Source organism: Azospirillum baldaniorum (assembly GCF_003119195.2).
GTDB classification, from domain to species: domain Bacteria; phylum Pseudomonadota; class Alphaproteobacteria; order Azospirillales; family Azospirillaceae; genus Azospirillum; species Azospirillum baldaniorum.
Genome location: NZ_CP022254.1, coordinates 43,240 through 61,758, shown reverse-complemented (window position 1 = coordinate 61,758; position 18,519 = coordinate 43,240). Strand labels below are relative to the sequence as shown.

11 protein-coding genes are annotated in these 18,519 nt (G+C 69.5%); 3 read left to right on the top strand and 8 right to left on the bottom strand.

Annotation, left to right across the window (positions count from 1 at the left end; translation table 11 throughout):
- Positions 1-87 precede the first annotated feature (87 nt).
- From pflB to Sp245p_RS14560, 8 genes are all read right to left on the bottom strand, one after another.
- Complete coding sequence (gene pflB / locus Sp245p_RS14595; protein WP_425458899.1) at positions 88-2,358, bottom strand: formate C-acetyltransferase; 2,271 nt, start codon at positions 2,356-2,358, stop codon at positions 88-90.
- Between the two features lie 322 nt (positions 2,359-2,680).
- Positions 2,681-3,292, bottom strand: coding sequence for a PqiC family protein (locus Sp245p_RS14590; protein WP_052584406.1), 612 nt, complete (start codon positions 3,290-3,292; stop codon positions 2,681-2,683).
- A gap of 8 nt (positions 3,293-3,300) precedes the next feature.
- Positions 3,301-4,995, bottom strand: coding sequence for a PqiB family protein (locus tag Sp245p_RS14585; protein WP_041812972.1), 1,695 nt, complete (start codon positions 4,993-4,995; stop codon positions 3,301-3,303).
- Positions 4,988-6,271, bottom strand: coding sequence for a paraquat-inducible protein A (locus tag Sp245p_RS14580; RefSeq protein ID WP_109138646.1), 1,284 nt, complete (start codon positions 6,269-6,271; stop codon positions 4,988-4,990). The genes Sp245p_RS14585 and Sp245p_RS14580 overlap by 8 nt, the downstream gene beginning before the upstream one ends.
- Before the next feature lie 160 nt (positions 6,272-6,431).
- Positions 6,432-7,133 (bottom strand): hypothetical protein, encoded by a 702-nt coding sequence (locus tag Sp245p_RS14575; protein WP_014198545.1) that lies wholly within the window; start codon positions 7,131-7,133, stop codon positions 6,432-6,434.
- A 111-nt stretch (positions 7,134-7,244) separates the two neighbouring features.
- Entirely contained in the window at positions 7,245-8,939 is a 1,695-nt protein-coding gene (locus tag Sp245p_RS14570; protein ID WP_014198544.1) for a tetratricopeptide repeat protein, read from the bottom strand.
- A 65-nt stretch (positions 8,940-9,004) separates the two neighbouring features.
- Complete coding sequence (locus Sp245p_RS14565; RefSeq protein ID WP_014198543.1) at positions 9,005-11,323, bottom strand: NADP-dependent malic enzyme; 2,319 nt, start codon at positions 11,321-11,323, stop codon at positions 9,005-9,007.
- 164 nt (positions 11,324-11,487) lie between these two features.
- Entirely contained in the window at positions 11,488-12,789 is a 1,302-nt protein-coding gene (locus Sp245p_RS14560) for a dicarboxylate/amino acid:cation symporter (RefSeq protein WP_014198542.1), read from the bottom strand.
- Positions 12,790-13,081: 292 nt separating this feature from the next.
- Here Sp245p_RS14560 and Sp245p_RS14555 point away from each other — a divergent pair, with 292 nt between their 5' ends.
- From Sp245p_RS14555 to Sp245p_RS14545, 3 genes are all read left to right on the top strand, one after another.
- A complete protein-coding gene (locus Sp245p_RS14555) occupies positions 13,082-14,848 on the top strand; it encodes a sensor histidine kinase (protein WP_014198541.1) in 1,767 nt (588 codons plus the stop codon).
- Positions 14,845-16,224, top strand: coding sequence for a sigma-54-dependent transcriptional regulator (locus tag Sp245p_RS14550; protein ID WP_014198540.1), 1,380 nt, complete (start codon positions 14,845-14,847; stop codon positions 16,222-16,224). The genes Sp245p_RS14555 and Sp245p_RS14550 overlap by 4 nt, the downstream gene beginning before the upstream one ends.
- A 130-nt stretch (positions 16,225-16,354) precedes the next feature.
- Positions 16,355-18,517, top strand: a complete 2,163-nt coding sequence (locus Sp245p_RS14545) for a tetratricopeptide repeat protein (protein WP_014198539.1) — start codon at positions 16,355-16,357, stop codon at positions 18,515-18,517.
- Positions 18,518-18,519 lie beyond the last annotated feature (2 nt).

Genomic DNA, 18,519 nt, shown 5'->3' with positions numbered 1-18,519 from the left:
CGCTGACGCAGGGGAGGGAATTATCCCCTCCCCCGCCCAGCGGGGGAGGGTCAGGGTGGGGGCAATGCGCCGCGACTCAGACGCTTCTCAATGCGCCCCATGGAAGGTGCGGCTGATGACGTCCATCTGCTGCTCGCGGGTCAGCTTGATGAAGTTCACCGCGTAGCCCGACACCCGGATGGTCAGCTGCGGGTACAGCTCCGGATGGTCCATGGCGTGCAGCAGCGTCTCGCGGTCGAAGACGTTCACGTTGATGTGGTGGCCGCCCTGGCCGAAATAGCCGTCCAGCATGCCCACCAGATTGGCCACCCGCTCCCCCTCGGTCGGGCCCAGAGCGCCGGGCACGATGGTGAAGGTGTAGCTGATGCCGTCCTGGGCGTGGGCGTAGGGCAGCTTGGCCACCGACGCCATCGAGGCGATGGCCCCCTTGCGGTCGCGCCCGTGCATCGGGTTGGCCCCCGGGGCGAAGGGCTGGCCGGCCTTGCGCCCGTCCGGCGTGTTGCCGGTCTTCTTGCCGTAGACCACGTTCGAGGTGATCGTCAGCACCGACTGGGTGGGCACCGCGTCGCGGTAGGCCTTCTGCTTGCGCAGCAGACCCATGAAGGTCTCCACCAGCCACACCGCGATCCCGTCCACCCGGTCGTCGTTGTTGCCGAAGGCCGGATAGTCGCCCTCGATCACGAAGTCGGTGGCGAGGCCACGCTCGTCGCGGACCACCTTCACCGTGGCGTGCTTGATCGCCGACAGGCTGTCCGCGACGACGCTCAGGCCGGCAATGCCGCAGGCCATGGTGCGCAGCACGTCGCGGTCGTGCAGGGCCATCTCCAGCCGCTCGTACATGTACTTGTCGTGCATGAAGTGGATGGCGTTGAGCGTGTTCATGTAGGCGCGGGCCAGCCACTCCATCATCGGCAGCAGGCGGGCGACCACCGTGTCGTGGTCGAGCACGTCGCCGGTGATCGGCGCGAAGGCCGGGCCGACCTGCTCGCCGGAGACCTCGTCGCGGCCGCCGTTGATGGCGTAGAGCAGCGTCTTGGCGAGGTTGGCGCGGGCGCCGAAGAACTGCATCTGCTTGCCGATGCGCATGGCCGAGACGCAGCAGGCGATGCCGTAGTCGTCGCCCCAGAAGGGCCGCATCAGGTCGTCGTTCTCGTACTGCACCGAGCAGGTCTTGATCGACGTCTCGGCGCAGAACTTCTTGAAGCCCTCCGGCAGGCTTTCCGACCACAGAACGGTCAGGTTCGGTTCCGGCGCCGGACCCAAATTCTGGAGCGTATGGAGCATGCGGAAGCTGCCCTTGGTCACCAGCGTGCGCCCGTCGAGCGCCATGCCGCCGATGCACTCCGTCACCCAGGTCGGATCACCGGAGAAGAGCTGGTCGTATTCCGGCGTGCGCAGGAAACGCACCATGCGCAGCTTGATGACGAACTGGTCGATCAGTTCCTGAGCGCCCGCCTCGTCCAGGCGGCCTTCGCGCAGGTCGCGCTCGATGTAGACGTCGAGGAAGCTCGACACGCGGCCGAGCGACATGGCCGCTCCGTTGGCCTCCTTCACCGCTGCCAGATAGGCGAGGTAGGTCCACTGCACCGCCTCGAAGGCGTTGGTCGCCGGGCGCGACACGTCGAAGCCGTAGGACGCCGCCATCGTCACGAGGTCGCGGAGCGCGCGGATCTGCTCGGTGATCTCCTCGCGCAGGCGCAGCGTGTTCTCGTCGATGCGGTCGACTTCCAGGCTCTTGTACTGGGCCTTCTTATCCTCGATCAGGAAGGTCGCGCCGTAGAGCGCCAGCCGGCGGTAGTCGCCGATGATGCGCCCGCGCCCGTAGGCGTCCGGCAGGCCGGTGATGACGCCCGACTTGCGGCAGCGCAGCATCTCCTCGGTGTAGACGTCGAAGACGCCGTCATTGTGCGTCTTGCGCAGCGCCGGGAACACGTCGTCCAGCTTGGGCGAGGGCTTGAAGCCGTAGGCTTCCAGGCCCGTCTTGACCATGCGCCAGCCTCCGAAGGGCATGATCGACCGCTTCAGCGGCTTGTCCGTCTGAAGCCCGACGATGACCTCAAGCTCCCGGTCGATGTAGCCGGGGGCGTGGCTGACGATGGAGGACACCAGTTCCGTGTCGGCGTCGAGCACGCCGCCCTTGGCCGCGCGCTCCTCCTTCAGGAGATCGCGCACCTTGTTCCACAGCGACAGGGTGCGGTCGCTGGCCGGGGAGAGGAAACTGCCGTCGCCGCCGTAGGGGCGGACGTTCTTCACGATGAAATCGCGCAGATCGACCGTGGTCCGCCAGGAACCGGGCGCAAAACCGCGCCAGGGGTTCGGCGTCTCGGCTTCGGCAACGGGGATTTTCGGTTCGAACATCAGGGAATCCATGACGCGCCTCTATTGGTCTGCGGCGGTCCCTGCCCTCCCCGGCGGGGGCCGCGCCACGTTGCGCGGCGCCCGACCGGACGGACCCGCCCGGCCAAGCATCGCGCTTGCCCAATCAGTAGGCGCTCAAAGCTCCCCGCCCACATTGATCCCAATCAATCAATCTCTGCGAAATACGCAGGGCACCATCCAAGTCACGTCCTGTCACAAAAACTGATGGAATGCGCCGCTTTTGCAGCGCAGCATTTGAGACAATCGATCGAGAATCGATTATTTTCATTTGGATCGCCCGTTTTAAAACAGACGACCGGGATCAGCGCAGCGCGCTTGCGATATCTTGCGCCAAGCGGGCCAGGGTGCGGCTGAGCGCGTCGGCGACGGCACCGGGATCGCCGGCCGCGCTCACCGGTTCCTGCGCCGCGGTGTGGCCCAGGCGGCGCAGCCGGTCGCCGCCCTGGTCGAAGACGCGCCAGCGCGCCTCCAGAACCGCCGGCCCGTCCTCCGCCGCGTCGAAGCGGTCCAGCGTCACCTCGACCACCTGGGACAGCGGGAAGTCGCGCTGAAGCGGCAGGCCGACGACCTCCGTCCCCGACAGGTCCGTCTCGAGGTTCCGCAGCAGCGTTCGGGTCACCATCTCGTCGAGGGGGCCGCCCCAGCGGTCGAACTCCCGGACGACCAGCCGGTTGCCCGGCGCCCGCATCACCAGCTCCGACCGGTCGAGATAGCCGGGGACCTTCACCCCTTCCAGCCCGATCACGCGCCGCTGCGCCTCGGCGCCCCGCAACGGAGCTGCGCCCGAGGGTGCCGTGTCCGGCGCGACGGCGTCCAGATGGTAGAAGCGGCTGGGCGGCGTGCTGCAGGCGGCCAGTAGGGCCACAGCGGAGGCGCACAGCAGCAGGCGACGGGTGTGACGAGCGAGAGCCATGGGAATCCTCAACCGCGTTTGCCCCGGATCAGGGCTTCGGGATGGCGTTCGAGATAGTCGGTCAGGCCACGGATGGAGCGGGCCGCGGCGGTCAGTTCGCGCACCAGCCCCTGCAGGTCGCTGACCGCGGGGCGGGACGAGTTGACCAGCCCGTCCGCGCTGCTGAGCGTCTTCTCGGCCTGCCGGACCAGCTTGGAGGTGTTTTCCGCCACGTCGCGCAGGGCGCGGATGGTCGGCTCGCCCTCGCTGCCCAGCGCCTGCGTCGTCTTTTCCAGTTCGGCGAGCGACCGGCTGAGCGAGCCGACGGCCTGCGCGATCTCCGGCGAGCCGATCAGGGCACCGGCCTTCTGGATGGTCGAGCGCAGTTCCACCACTGTTTCGGCGATGGGCGCGCGAGCCAGCTCGTTCATCAGGTCGGTGGCGGTCTTGGTCGCCGTGTCGAGCACGTTCGGCTGGGAGGGCAGTTCCGGGTAGGGACCGCCGCGGACCAGTGTTTCCTTGGGCGCGTCCGGGAACAGGTCGAGCGTCACGATCAGCTCACCGGTCAGCAGGTTGCCGGTGCGCAACTGCGCCCGCAGCCCCTGCTCCACCAGCGTCTTCATGCGGGCATAGGCGGTCTCGGTGTCGTGCGCCGCCGGCAGGTCGCTGCCCAGCCGCTCCGGCTCGATGTTCAGGGTCACCGGAATGCGGGCCTCGCCAGTCACCGGGTCCACGTCGAGGCGGATGTCGGTCACCTCGCCCACACGGATGCCGCGGAACTCCACCGCGGACCCCGGATGCAACCCGCGCACCGACCCGTCGAAATGCACCAGGAAGGGCACCCGCCGGGTGAAGCGGGCATCGCTGGCGGCGTTGCGGCTCTCATAGAGGGGGAAGTCCGTGCCCTCCGCCGCGATCTCGCCACTGTCGCCGGGGCCGCCGAGGCCGGGAGTCTCGAAGGACACGCCGCCGGTCGCCAGAGATTGCAGCGATTCCAGCGCCACCGTCGGCCCCTCGGGCCCGATGGACACCGACAGGCCGCTGGCGTTCCAGAAGCGGGTGTTGGGCCGAACGATCCGGTCATAGGGGGCGTGGATGAAGACCGGGATGGTCAGCGACTGCCAGTCCTGGGAGAATTCATAGCCGACCACCTCGCCGACCTGGATGCCGCGGTAGTAGATCGGCGCCCCCGGCCCCAGCCCGCCCAGCCGATCGGCGCGAAGCGCGAAGCGCCGGCCCGGCGAGCTGGACCGGATCAGCGGCGGCTCCTCCAGCCCGCGGAAGGCGCTGAGCGCCTCGCCGTTGCCGGTTCCCGGGTCCATGCCGATGTAGGCGCCCGAGATCAGCGTGCCGAGGCCCGACACGCCGCCGAAGCCCAGCCGCGGCTTGACCACCCAGAAGCTCGTCCGGTCGTTGAGATAGGAGGCGGCGCCCTTCACCATGCGCACGGAGACGATGACGTTCGACAGGTCGGGCGAGACCGCCACACCCTGCACCGTCCCGACATCGACATCGCGGTAGCGCACGCGGGTCTTGCCCGGTTCCAGCCCCTCCGCCGTGTCGAAGGTGATGGTGATGGTCGGGCCGCGCTCGTTCAGCGTCTTCCAGGCCAGCCAGCCGCCGATCAGCGCGGCGACCAGCGGCACCAGCCAGATCAGCGGCAGGCCACGGCGGCGGCGGATCACCGGGCTGGCCGGCTCCACCGTGGGGTTCGGATCAGTCATGGGCATCAATCATGGAGGAATCCTGCCGCTGCGCCCGCCGGGGCGGCGCGTCCCAGATCAGACGCGGGTCGAAGGAGTCCGACGCCAGCATGGTGATGATGACGACCGCGGCGAAGGCGACGGCGCCCAGCTCCGCGTGGATGGTGGCGATGGCGCCCAATTGAACCAGGGCCGCCAGAAGCGAGATCATGAAGATGTCCACCATGGACCAGCGCCCCACCCCCTCGATCAGGCGGTAGAGCCGCGTGCGGTCGCGCTGCCGCTTCGGCGAGCCCCGCTGCACCGTCCACAGCAGATAGGCCAGCCCGATCAGCTTCAGCACCGGCACGGTGATGCTGGCAAAGAAGACCAGCAGGGCCACCGGCCACATCTCCGCCGCGATCAGCGCCTCCACACCGGACAGGATGGTGTCGGGCTGGCCGGCGCCGAAATAGACCACCGTCATGATCGGCAACAGGTTCGCCGGAATGTAGAGGATCGTCGCCGCGGAGATCAGCGCCCAGCCGCGCGGCAGGCTGTTCGGCTTGCGGTGGTGCAGCCGGGCGCCACAGCGCGGGCAGGCCCCCTGCGATTCACCGCCATTGGCCCCGGCCACCACCTGATGGCAGTCGTGGCAGGCGGTCAGCCGCTCCGGGTCGGCGTTGGCCGTTTGGGCAACGCGGGTCTGTGGCGCGATCCGCTCCCACACCTCGAAGGGGCTGAGCGACGCCTCCCCCCACACCTGCACCAGGATGAAGGCGACCAGGGCGGCCAGCGACGCCCCCGGCTCCAGTTCCGCCAGATCGGACAGCTTCACATAGGCGACGATCAGGCCGAGCAGGAAGACTTCGGCCATCGCCCAGCGGCGCAGCCGCGCCACCGTCCGGAAGGTCCAGGCTGCGCCCGGCGCCGCCGTCCGCCCGGCGGCGAGCGGCATCACGACATAGAGCGTGCCGAGCACCTGCGCCAGCGGCGCCAGGAACAGCACGAAGAAGACCAGGACGCCCAGCACCTCGTAGCCGCCGTCCCACAGCGCCACCGAGCCGCTGAGCAGGGTCGCTGTCTGCGCCCGCCCCTCCAGCTCGAAGGTCAGGATGGGGAACAGGTTGGCGGTGACGAACAGGATCGTCGAGGCGATGGCGAGGGCGACCGCCTGCCCCAGCCCGCCGGTCCGGAAATGGCGCAGCACCGCCCCGCAGCGGTGGCATTCCGCGCGATGGCCGGGCAAGGCCGGCGGCAGGGCGTGCGGCGCCCCACAGTCGTGGCAGAGCAGGATCGGATGGTCCGGTGCGGTCATAGCGTTGGCTTAACATTTCCCACGGGCGAAAGGTCCGCCGATTGCGGGGTGCGCCGGAGGAGGAGCGCCGAGCGGGGCGGACCATGGGCCCCGGATGGAAAAAGCCCTTCCCCCATGGGTGGGGAAAGGGCTTCGGTCCTTGGTGGAAATCAGGAGTCGATCAGACGAACATGTTGAAGCTGCCGAGCAACTTCTGCGTGCCGGACTGGCCGGTGGGGATGGAATTCAGGCTCGCCGCCGCCTGGCTCAGCCCGTCCAGCATGGCCTGCTGACCAGTGGACAGGTTGAACGGGCTTTCGCCCTTCTTCGGCGCCTTGACGACCGTGTCGTAATCCTGGGTGTATTTGCCCATGCTGAGCTGGATGGCGTAGTTCTTGGGGTCCTTGGCGGACTGCCCTTTCTCGCGCGTCAGGCGCAGCGTGTAGTCGCCGCGGTCGAGTTCGTACTCGCCCTGCATCATGCCCTTGAAGGCGTCGTAATTCTTGCCGGTGTTCTTGTCGCTGTCGGCCACGACCGTGCCGAACTTGGACATCACCTGGACGCGCAGCCCCTCGTCGCCGACCTGCCCCAGCGTCACCTCGCCCTTGGTCGTCACGCGGAACTTGTAGAAGTCGACGGGATCGTCGGCGCCCAGCGCGCCGACCACGTTGAGGCGGGTCACGTTCTTGGCTAGAACGCCCATGTCCGTGGCGAAGCCGGGGGTGTTGACGGAGGACTTGCGGACGTCCTTGCGGAATTCCTGCACGTTTGCGGCGGCGGCGGCTTCGGCCTCCCGCTGCGCGTTCATGCGTTCCACGGCAGCGGACACGGACTTGTTGAGGTCCGAGACCATCTGGTTGACGCCGGCCATTCCGTCAGACATGGCACCTTCTCCCATCAGGCGCGCCCCCCGAACGGAGAAGCGCGAATGGATCGCTGGATCCCCACTTTACCGCAAAGCACGTAAAGTTGCGAATTGTTTTTCGCCGAAATTTCAGATAGGCCGCCGGGAGAGTTGTGCGGCCATCCGGTTCAGCACGTCCTGGAGGTCCTCCCCGCCGCGCGGCCGGAACAGGCGCTGCGCCGGAAACCAGGGGCGCACCGCGGTGCCGAGCTGGGTCCAGTCCGACCCGCCAAAGCGCCAGACCGGCACGCCGAGCGCCGCCGCCAGTTCTCCAACCGCCGTGGCGGGCGCGATCACCAGATCCAGATTCGCCATCAGCGCCGCCGTCCCATCGAAGTCGTCGGTCAGGTCGAGATCGTCCCAACGATGGACGGCAACGCCGAACCGGTCCTCCGCCGCAACCCGCTCGGCCTCGCACGCGCCATACTGGAGGTTGACGAACACCACGCCCGGCACGGCGAACAAAGCCCCCCACTGGTCGAGCCGGCTGTAGGCGGCACGGCGCGATTCGGTCATCAGCGCGCTGCGCCAGCCGATCCCCACGCGAAGGCCGGGGCCAAGCGCAGCGACACGGTCACGCCAGAACGCCACCCGAACCGGGTCGGGGGCCAGCCAGCCACCAGCAGCACCGGCGAAGGCGGACAGGTCGCGGCGAAAGACCCGCGCCAGGGAACCGATGGGCGTGTGCAGGTCGCAATCGGGCACGGTGCCCGCGTCGCTCCGTCGGGAACGGACCAGCGCGGCGGGGAAGGAGCGGGCGAACAGGGGCACCAGCCGCCGGTCGGTTTCGATCACCACGGAACGGGCGCGGGCGATGGCCTCCGCGCAGAGGGAGGAGAACAGGATGGTGTCGCCCACCCCCTGCTCGCCCCAGATCAGCAGGCGCTTGCCCGCCAGATCCTCGCCGCGCCACGCCGGCAGCCGCGGCTGGCGCGTCCCGCCGGCCTGACCGGACGCGAAGCGCCAGCCATAGCCGGCCCAACCCTCCGCCAGTTCGCCGCGCTCCAGCCGCAGCAGACCGCGGTTGAACCGGGCCAGCGGCAAGTCGGGACTTACGCGGAGCGCCCGCCCGTACAGACGGTCCGCCAGCCCGTCGTCGCTCAGGCGCTGAACCGCCAGACCGAGATTGCAGAGCGCCGCCGCGTAACCGGGGTCGAGCGCCAGGGCACGGCGGAACCAGCGGGCCGCCTCCGTATGGCGCAGCCGCGCCTGCAACGCGTGGCCGAAGTTGTTGTTGGCCTGCGGCTCGTCCGGCATCAGCCGCAGCGCGCGGCGGTGCGCCCGCTCGGCCTCGTCCAGCCGCTCGGTGTCGCGCAGCCCGCCGCCGAGGTTGGACAGCCCCTCCGGCAAGGCCGGGTCGAGCAGGATGGCGCGCCGCCACGCCGCCAGGGCCTCGACGACCCGGCCTTGCCGGCTCAGCGCGTTGGCCAGATTGTTCCAGAACGTCGCCCGGTCGGCGCTGTGGGCCAGAGCGGCGCGGTGGCAGGCTTCGGCCTCGGCGAAACGGCCCTGGCCGGCGCGCAAGGTGCCAAGGCTGTCGGCCGCGTCCACGAACCGGGGATCAAGGGCGAAGGCCGCCTCGAAGCATGTGGCGGCCCCGTCCATCTGTCCGAGATCGCGCAGCACCAGCCCGAAGCCGTAGAGCAGCGCCGGGTTGCGGCGATCCAGCCGCAAGGCGTCGGTGTAGGCGGTCACCGCCTCGGCCAGCCGGCCTTCGGCGTGATGGCGGGCGGCCGACGCCGTCAGGGAGGACAGGTCATCGCGGGAAGGGGCGTCGGGACTCATCCCGGCAGAGTGGCCCGCGGAACCGGAGCGGTGCAAGCACCGTCCGGCCCCGCGGTCGCGGTTGCTCAGTCCTCGCCGTCCTGCAGCGCCGGGGGACGCGGGGCGGCGTTGACCGGGGCGGCGAGTTGGGCGTCGACCACCGCCACCGCCGTCATGTTGACCAGACCGCGCGTGGTCACCGACGGGGTCACGATGTGCACGGGACGCGCGGCGCCCAGCAGCATCGGCCCGACATTCTGCGCGTCGGCCATGATCTTCAGCATGTTGAAGGCGATGTTGGCGGCGTCCAGGGTCGGCATGACCAGCAGGTTCGCCTCGCCCTTCAGGCGGCTGTCGGGCAGCACGCCCTTGCGCAGCACCTCCGACAGGGCGGCGTCGGCGTGCATCTCGCCGTCCACCTCCAGGTCGGGGTTCTCCTCGGCGATGAGCTGGTAGGCCAGCCGCATCTTGCGCGCCGACGGGGTGTCCGCGCTGCCGAAGTTGGAGTGGGAAAGCAGCGCCACCTTCGGCTCGATGCCGAAGCGCTTCACCTCTTCCGCCGCCAGCCGGGCGATCTCGGCCACCTGCTCGGCGGTCGGGTCGGGGTTGACGTAGGTGTCGCAGATGAAGTGCGTGCCCTTCTGCGAGATCAGACCGTTCATCGCGCCGGCGACCTTCACGCCCTTGCGCAGGCCGATCACGTCCATGACGTGGTTGAAATGGTCGCCGTAGCGGCCCGAGGTGCCGCAGACCATACCGTCGGCCTCGCCCCGGCGGACCATCAGCGCGCCGAAGACGCTCGGCTGGGTGCGCACGACGTTCAGCGCGTTGGCCGGCGACACGCCGCGGCGACCCATGAGCTGCCGGTAGACCTCGGCGTAGTTGTGGCAGCGCAGGTCACGGGCGGCTTCGATCACCTCCACGTCCTTGCCGATGCGGATGCGCAGGCCCATGTCGGCGATCGTCCGCTCGATCACGTCGGCGCGGCCGAGCAGGACCGGATGGGCAATGCCGTCGTCCACCACCACCTGGGCGCAGCGCAGGACGCGCGGCTCCTCGCCCTCGGCGTAGACGATGCGCTTGGGCGCCGCCTTCGCCTTGGTGATGACCGGCTTCATGACGAGGCCGGAGCGGAAGACATACTGGCCGAGGCTGTCGCGGTAGGCGCGGAAATCGACGATCGGCCGCGTCGCCACGCCCGACTCCATGGCGGCCTTGGCGACCGCCGAGGACACCTCGATCACCAGACGCGGGTCGAAGGGCTTCGGCAGGATGTAGTCCGGGCCGAAGCGCAGGTTCTCGCCGACATAGGCGGCGGCCACCACGTCCGACGGCTCGGCCTGGGCAAGGCTGGCCATGGCGTGGGTGGCGGCGATCTTCATCTCCTCGTTCACCGTCGTCGCGCCCACGTCGAGCGCGCCGCGGAAGATGAAGGGGAAGCAGAGGACGTTGTTGACCTGGTTGGGGAAGTCCGAGCGGCCGGTGGCGATGATCGCGTCGGGGCGGGCCTGCCGGGCAACGTCCGGCATGATCTCCGGCTCCGGGTTGGCCAGCGCCAGCACCAGCGGCTTGTCCGCCATGCGGACCAGCATCTCCGGCTTCAGCACCTTGGCGCCAGACAGGCCGAGGAAGATGTCCGCCCCGTCGATGACGTCGTTCAGAACACGGGCGTCCGTCTCCTGCGCGTAGGCGTCCTTGTAGGGGTTCATCTCCTCGTTGCGGCCCTTGTGGACCACGCCGATGCGGTCGACCAGCCAGACATTCTCGCGCTTGACGCCAAGGCTGAGCATCAGGTCCAGGCAGGCGATGCCCGCGGCCCCGCCGCCGGTGGAGACGACCTTGACGGTGGAGATGTCCTTGCCGACCAGCTTCAGCCCGTTCAGGACGGCCGCACCCACCACGATGGCGGTGCCGTGCTGGTCGTCGTGGAAGACCGGGATCTTCATCCGCTCGCGGCAGCGGCGCTCCACCTCGAAGCAGGCGGGGGCGGCGATGTCTTCCAGGTTGATGGCGCCGAAGGTCGGCTCCAGCCGGACGATGGTGTCGACCAGACCGTCGACGTCCTTCTCGTTCAGCTCCAGGTCGAAGCAGTCGATGCCGGCGAACTTCTTGAAGAGGACGGCCTTGCCCTCCATAACGGGCTTGGCGGCCATCGGACCGATGTCGCCCAGGCCCAGCACCGCCGTGCCGTTGGTGATGACCGCGACGAGGTTCGCGCGGGCCGTCAGCTCCGCGGCCTGGGCCGGGTCGGCGGCGATGGCGCTGGACGCCGCTGCCACGCCCGGCGAGTAGGCCAGCGCGAGGTCGCGCTGGTTCGCCATGGGCTTGGTGGCGACGATCGCCAACTTACCGGGCTTCGGATTCCGGTGGTACTCAAGCGCCATCGCGTCGAAGTCGCCGGACATACGTCCTCTCCCCTTTTAACTTGATTTCAGTTAATTTGCCGAACGACGAACTGTTTCCCCTCCGGCTTATACCCGAATTGTCCGGGCACCGGAATGGGAAAGGGGCAGCCCGCGGCGGACCGCCCCCTCCTTTTCACCCCCTGGAACGGGAGGCCGGACCCGCGTCAGATGCGGGCCAGAGCCGGTTCCTTGAAGTGCTCCTGGTATTCGGCGACCGCCTTGCTCTCGTCGAACTCGCCTTCCATCTTGGCGACCACGATGGTGGCGACGCCGTTGCCGATCAGGTTGGTGATGGCGCGGGCTTCCGACATGAAGCGGTCCACACCGAGCAGCAGCGCCAGACCTTCGATCGGCAGATGGCCGGTGGCCGACAGGGTGGCCGCCAGCGTCACGAAGCCGCCGCCGGTAACCGCAGCCGCACCCTTCGAGGTCAGCATCAGCAGGCCGAGGATGGTCAGCTGCTGCCAGATCGTCAGGTCGATGTTGAAGGCCTGGGCGATGAAGATCGCGGCCATCGACAGGTAGATGGAGGTGCCATCCAGGTTGAACGAGTAGCCGGTGGGGATGACGAGGCCGACGACATGCTTGGAGCAGCCGAACTTCTGCATCTTCTCCATCATGCGCGGCAGCACGGACTCCGACGAGGAGGTGCCGAGCACGATCAGCAGCTCGTCCTTGATGTAGCGCAGGAAGGTCAGGAGGCTGAAGTTGTACAGGCGGGCGATGCTGCCCAGCACGACGAAGACGAACAGCGCCATCGTGATGTAGACCGCCGCCATCAGCTGGCCGAGCGAGGTCAGCGACGACACGCCGTACTTGCCGATGGTGAAGGACATCGCGCCGAACGCACCCAGCGGGGCGACGCGCATCAGGATGCCGATGACGCCGAACAGGGCGTGCGACACCTTCTCGAACATGTCCTCGACCACCTTGCCCTTCTGGCCCATGGCGGACAGCGCGACGCCGAAGATCACCGCGAAGAACAGGATCTGCAGCATGTCGCCCTTGACGAAGGCGCCGATGACGTTGTCCGGGACGATGTTGACCAGGAAGTCGATGGTCGTGTGGTTCTGCGCCTCGGTCGCGTATTTGGCGACGGCATCAGCCTTCAGCGAGCCGGCCTGGATGTTCATTCCCGAGCCCGGCTTCACCAGATTGACGACCAGCAGGCCGAGTCCTAGGGCGAAGGTGGTGACGATCTCGAAGTACAGGATCGCCTTGCCGCCGACCTTGCCGACCTTCTTCATGTCGCCGATCGAGGAGATGCCGGTGACCACGGTCAGGAAAACGATAGGGCCGATGACCATCTTGATCATCTTGATGAAGACGTCGCCCAGGGGCTTCATCTGCACCGCAAGGGCCGGATAGAAATGGCCGAGCAGAATGCCGATGGTGATCGCGGTCAGAACCTGAACCGTCAGGTTCGTGTAGAATGGCTTTTTCTGGGGCTGCCCTTGGGCGTGCATGTTCGTCTCCTCGTGGCGTTCCTGAAATGGGCTGCCGCTCTTGTCTCGCGGTCGGCGGCCTGCCCGTCATGCCCTTGTCAAAGCAAACGGTGTGCCAAAAGTAAAAACGAGCAATCGCAGCGCTCTGACGGAACGCGTGGGTCAGAATCCGCACGACAGGGGCGGAATCCATGTGCGAAAATCCGCACATTGCGATGCCTTGTTGCGGCGCAGCATGGATTGAGGACCGTTGGTTAGGATCGCCCCCACCCGCTGGACATTTTCGCAAAGCCGCGACTGGGTTGCCCGGCGGATGCCCCTCCTGTTCGCCCGTCCGCGGCGGGTGATGCTGGCCGTGCTGGTCGTCGGCATGCCGCTGGCGGCGGCGGTGGCCGCGGGCCTGGCGGCGGACAATGCCGGCGAATCCCTGCGCGAACAGGGGTCGGCGCAACTGTCGCTGTACGAATCCAACCTGCGCACGGAATTGGAGCGGCACGCCGCCGTGCCGATGGTGCTCGCCCGCGACCAGGAGGTCGCCGACCTGCTGCGCGACCCCAGCCCGGAGCGGGTGGACCGCCTGAACCGCAAGCTGGAGGCCATCGCGGCGACGCTGAATGCGTCCGCCCTCTATGTGATGAACGGGGCGGGCACCACCGTCGCGGCCAGCAACTGGAACGCCTCGCCCAGCTTCGTCGGGCAGAATTTCAGCTACCGCCCCTATTTCCAGTCGGCCATGGAGCGGGGGGAAGGACATCATTTCGCGCTCGGCACCACCTCGCTCGTCCCCGGCTACTACACGGCGCAGCGGGTGGTGGCGGAAAACCGCACAGATGGGCGGCCGGGCGGCCGGCCAGCCGGCGTTGTGGTCCTGAAGGTCGGCTTCCAGGAGTTGGAACGCGCCTGGTCGCACGGCCAGGAGAAGGTTCTGGTCTCCGACCGCGACGGCGTCGTCTTCATCACCAACGTCGAGGGCTGGCGCTACAACGCCCTGCCCCGCCGCCTGCCGGTCACGCTGCCCGCGGCGGCGGTCCCCGCGACCGAGGAGATCCCCACCCTGCCCTGGGCCTTCGGCGGGGCATCCGACCGCATCACGCTGAGGGAGGGCAACGCGGAGCGGCGCTACCTCCTGCAATCCGCCGCGGTGCCCGGCGGCGACTGGACGATCCACGCCCTGACCAGCCTCGCCCCGGTCGCCACCCGCGCCCAGCAGGCCGGGCTGCTCGCCGCCGCGGTGGTGGCGCTGGCCGCCCTGACCGGCCACGCGCTGGCCCAGCGCCGCCTCAACCTCGTGGAGCGGCTGGCCCTCCAGGAGGAGGCGCGGGCCGAGCTGGAGCGCCGCGTGGCCGCCGCCACGGCGGAACTGCGCGCCACCGAGAACGAGCTGACCCAGGCGGCCAAGCTGGCGGCGCTGGGCCAGATGTCGGCGGCCATGGCCCACGAGATCAACCAGCCGCTCGCCGCCATCCGCAGCTTCGCCGACAACGCGGTGGTTCTGCTGGAGCGCGGACGGCCGGACGCGGTGCGCGACAATCTGGCGGAGATCGCCGACCTGACCGACCGCATGGCCGCCATCACCCGCAGCCTGAAGGGCTTCGCCCGGCGCGCCTCGGGCACGCTGGGTGCCGTCTCCGCCGCTGCCGCCATCGGACAGGCGCTGGCCCTGCTGGAGGCCCGGCTGCGCCGCGAGTCCGTGACGGTGGACACCGATCTGCCGCCCGGCCCCCTGCTGGTCACCGGCGAGGACGTGCGGTTGCAGCAGGTGCTGGTCAACCTGATCGGCAACGCCGCCGACGCCATGCGCGCCTCCCCCCACCGCCATGTCCGCATCGCTCTGGCCGCGGAGGGGGAGGAGGCGGTGCTGACCGTCCGCGACAGCGGCCCCGGCATCGCGGAGGCCGACCTGCCGCGCATGTTCGTGCCCTTCTTCACGACCAAGGAGGCGGGCGACGGGCTCGGCCTCGGCCTGTCGATCAGCCACGGCATCGTCGAGGATTTCGGCGGCAGCCTGACCGCCGCCAACCATCCGGAGGGCGGCGCCCTCTTCACCATCCGCCTCAAGCGCAGGGATATCCAGACATGACGACCGGCAGCATCGCCCCGGGCGGCTCCGTCCTCTTCGTGGACGACGAGCGGTCCGTCCGTCTCGCCGGGCAGCAGGCGCTGGAACTGGCGGGCTTCGACGTCACCGCTTGCGACGGGGCGGAGCGCGCGTTGCGCCATCTCGGCCGCGACTGGCCGGGCGCCCTGGTCACCGACGTGCGCATGCCGCAGATCGACGGGCTGGAGCTGATGGAGCGCGCCCTCGCGCTCGACCCCGAACTGCCGGTCATCCTGATCACCGGCCACGGCGACGTGCCGATGGCGGTGGAGGCGATGCGGCGCGGCGCCTACGATTTCCTGGAAAAGCCCTTCCCCTCCGACCGGCTGGTCGAGGTGACGCGGCGCGCGGTGGAGAAGCGCCGGCTTGTGCTGGAGAACCGGCGCCTGCGCGACCAGCTGGCCGGGTTGCCCGCCGGGGAGACCTCGCCCATCGTCGGGCGGACGCCGGGGATCGAGCGGCTGCGCGGCGCCATCGCCGCGGTGGCCGACACCGACGCCGACGTTCTGGTGCTGGGCGAGACCGGCACCGGCAAGGAGATGGTCGCCCGCGCCCTCCACGCCGGCAGCGGCCGGCGCAAGCACCCCTTCGTCGCCCTGAACTGCGGCGCCATGCCCGAGGCGATCTTCGAGAGCGAGCTGTTCGGGCACGAGGCCGGGGCCTTCACCGGGGCCGGCAAGCGCCGCGTCGGGCGCATCGAGCACGCCAGCGGCGGCACGCTCTTCCTCGACGAGATCGAGAGCATGCCGCTCTCGCTCCAGGTCAAGCTGCTGCGCGTGATCCAGGAGCGGGTGGTGGAGCCGCTCGGCTCGAACGAGCTGATCCCCGTGGACCTGCGCGTCGTCGCCGCGACCAAGGTCGACCTGCGCAAGGCGGCCAGCGAGGGCAAGTTCCGCGAGGATCTCTATTACCGGCTCAATGTCGTCGTGGTGACCATCCCGCCGCTGCGCGACCGCCGCGATGACATCCCCCTGCTGTTCCAGCATTTCGTCCTCCAGGCCGCCGCGCGCTACAACCGCGAGCCCCGCGCGCCCAGCCCGGCGCAGGTGCAGCGGCTGGCGGCCCACGACTGGCCCGGCAACGTCCGCGAGCTGCGCAACGCCGCCGACCGCTTCGTGCTGGGGCTGGACGACGCGCTGTCCGCGGTGGGCGGCGCCGCTCCGGCGATGGCGGCGGGCCGCAGCGGCCTGTCGCTGGCGGAGCAGGTGGACCTGTTCGAGAAGAGCCTGATCGAAAGCGAGTTGGCCCGTTGCAAAGGCAGCGTGAAGGCCGCCATCGAGGCGCTGAACATTCCGCGCAAGACCTTCTACGACAAGCTGAAGCGCTACGGCCTCAGCCGCGAGGATTTCGTGGAGTGACCTTTCTTCGGACGGTGGACGGCGGGACCGCGATGGGCGAAAAAGCCATCTGATCCGCCCGCCCCATGTACACCGGAGGCCCGCCCTGGCGACCATAGCCGAAGCCCTCGCCGCCGCGCTCGACCACCACATGAACGGGCGGTTGGCGGAGGCGGAGATCCTGTACGGGCGCATCCTGGAGGCCGCCCCCGAGCAGGCCGACGCCCGCCACCTGCTGGGCGTGCTGTGCGGGCAGGCCGGGCGCGTGGAACAGGCCGCGGCGCTGATCGGCGAGGCCATGGCGCTGCGCCCCGACGCGGCGGATTATCCCGCCAACCTCGCCAACATCCTCGACGCCGCGGGGCAGCCGGAGCGGGCCGCCGCCGCCCATCGCCGCGCTCTGTCGCTGGCCCCCGATGCGGCGGAGGGCTGGTACCGCTTCGGCAACGCCCTGCCCCATGGCGGCATCCATTTGCGCGAAGCGGCGGTCACGGCGCTGGAGCGCGCGGTGCGGCTGATGCCCGGCGACCACCGCGCCGCGGGACGCGCCGCCCTGCTGCTGCAGATCATGGCGCGCCCCCACCGCGACGCCGGGCGGCGTGCGGAGGCCGCAGCGCTCCTGGAACGGTCGGTGGGGCTGCTGCCGGAGGATGCGGGCATCCGCTTCGACCGCGCGGCGGCGCTCTATGCGCTGGGTGACCGGAGCGGAGCGATGCGGGAATTCCGCCATACGCTGGCGCTCGCCCCCGGCCACGCCGAAGCCCTGAGCAACCTCGGCCTGCTGCTCGACGAGACCGGTCGCACCGCGGACGGCGCCACAGCCTGCCGGCGGGCGCTTTCCGTGCAGCCGGGCCATGTGGAGGGCTGGGTCAACCTGTCCGCCGCCTGCGAGACCTTGGGACGCTACGGCGCGGCGGCCGAGGCGGCGCGGCGGGCGCTCGCGCTGCATCCTGGCCACGCGGGTGCGTTCAGCAACCTCGCCGGGGCGCTGGGTCTGATGGGACGGGTGGAGGAATCGCTGCCGCTGCTCCAACGGGCTGTCCGGCTCGACCCCGACGACCGCGACGCGCGCAGCCGATACCTGTGCGCTCTGCTCTACCGCAACGGTCAGGACGGTGCGGGTTTGCTGGAGGAATCACGGCGCTGGGCGGAGCGTTTCGCCGTGGCAGAGCCCCTGCCGCGCCCAGCCAACGAACCCGACCCGGACCGCCGCCTGCGCGTCGGACTGGTGTCCGGCGACTTCCGCAACCACGCCTTCTCCTTCTACATGGAGCCGCTGTTCCGCGCCTTCGACCGGTCGCTGGTGGAGTTGTTCTTCTATTCGACCGCCACCGCCCCCGACGCCAAGACGGAGCGCTTCCGCGCCCTGGCCGACCGTTGGTGCGACGCGGCCGCCCTGACCGAGGAGGAGTTGGCCGTCCGGGTCCGGCAGGACGGGGTGGACATTCTGGTGGATCTGGCCTCCCACACCGCGGGCAACCGGCTGGGCGTCTTCACCCGGCGCCCGGCGCCGGTGCAGGTGACCACGGCGGTGAACATCGTGACGACCGGCATCGACCGCTTCGACGCCTGCATCACCGACGCCCTGCTTGCCCCGCCGGGGGAAGAGGCCCATTACGCCGAGCCGCTGCTGCGGCTGCCCCGCTTCTCCTGGGCCTATCAGGGACCGCCCGAAGCGCCGGAGGTCGGTCCGCTGCCGGCGTCGCGCAACGGCTTCATCACGTTCGGCTCCTTCAACAACCTCAGCAAGATCACCGAGGAAACGGCGGCCCTGTGGGCGGGCGTGCTGAGGGCCGTCCCGAACTCCCGTCTGCTGCTGAAGTACAAGGCGATGCGCGATCCGGCCTCGCGCGCCCACCTGACGGCGCTGTTCGCCTGCCACGGCGTGGCCTCGGACCGGCTGGAGCTTCGCCGCCCGCCGGCCGGCATCCACGCCAACCTCGCCGACTACAACGACATGGACATCGGACTGGACCCCTACCCCTACAACGGCCACACCACGACCTGCGAGGCGCTGTGGATGGGGGTACCGGTGATCGTGCCGGCGGGCCGTCTCCGGGACCTGGGAATCGCGCGGGTGGGATCCGCGATGATGGTCTCGGCCGGACTGTCCGAGCTGATCGCGCCCGATGCCGACGCCTACGCCGCCCGCGCGGTGGCGCTGGCCGGCGACCTCGACGCGCTGGCCACCTTGCGCGCGGGTCTGCGGAGCCGTGTCATGTCCTCTCCGCTGGGCGACGTTCCGGCGCTGGCCCGCGCCTATGAGGCCGCCTTCCGCACGCTCTGGCGGCGTTGGTGCGCGACGGCACGGTAAAG

Bases quoted from the DNA above. Each gene is read 5' to 3' on its own strand.
- pflB (WP_425458899.1), bottom strand. From the start codon at position 2,358: ATGTTCGAACCGAAAATCCCCGTTGCCGAAGCCGAGACGCCGAACCCC.
- Sp245p_RS14590 (WP_052584406.1), bottom strand. From the start codon at position 3,292: ATGGCTCTCGCTCGTCACACCCGTCGCCTGCTGCTGTGCGCCTCCGCT.
- Sp245p_RS14585 (WP_041812972.1), bottom strand. From the start codon at position 4,995: ATGACTGATCCGAACCCCACGGTGGAGCCGGCCAGCCCGGTGATCCGC.
- Sp245p_RS14580 (WP_109138646.1), bottom strand. From the start codon at position 6,271: ATGACCGCACCGGACCATCCGATCCTGCTCTGCCACGACTGTGGGGCG.
- Sp245p_RS14575 (WP_014198545.1), bottom strand. From the start codon at position 7,133: ATGTCTGACGGAATGGCCGGCGTCAACCAGATGGTCTCGGACCTCAAC.
- Sp245p_RS14570 (WP_014198544.1), bottom strand. From the start codon at position 8,939: ATGAGTCCCGACGCCCCTTCCCGCGATGACCTGTCCTCCCTGACGGCG.
- Sp245p_RS14565 (WP_014198543.1), bottom strand. From the start codon at position 11,323: ATGTCCGGCGACTTCGACGCGATGGCGCTTGAGTACCACCGGAATCCG.
- Sp245p_RS14560 (WP_014198542.1), bottom strand. From the start codon at position 12,789: ATGCACGCCCAAGGGCAGCCCCAGAAAAAGCCATTCTACACGAACCTG.
- Sp245p_RS14555 (WP_014198541.1), top strand. From the start codon at position 13,082: ATGCCCCTCCTGTTCGCCCGTCCGCGGCGGGTGATGCTGGCCGTGCTG.
- Sp245p_RS14550 (WP_014198540.1), top strand. From the start codon at position 14,845: ATGACGACCGGCAGCATCGCCCCGGGCGGCTCCGTCCTCTTCGTGGAC.
- Sp245p_RS14545 (WP_014198539.1), top strand. From the start codon at position 16,355: ATGAACGGGCGGTTGGCGGAGGCGGAGATCCTGTACGGGCGCATCCTG.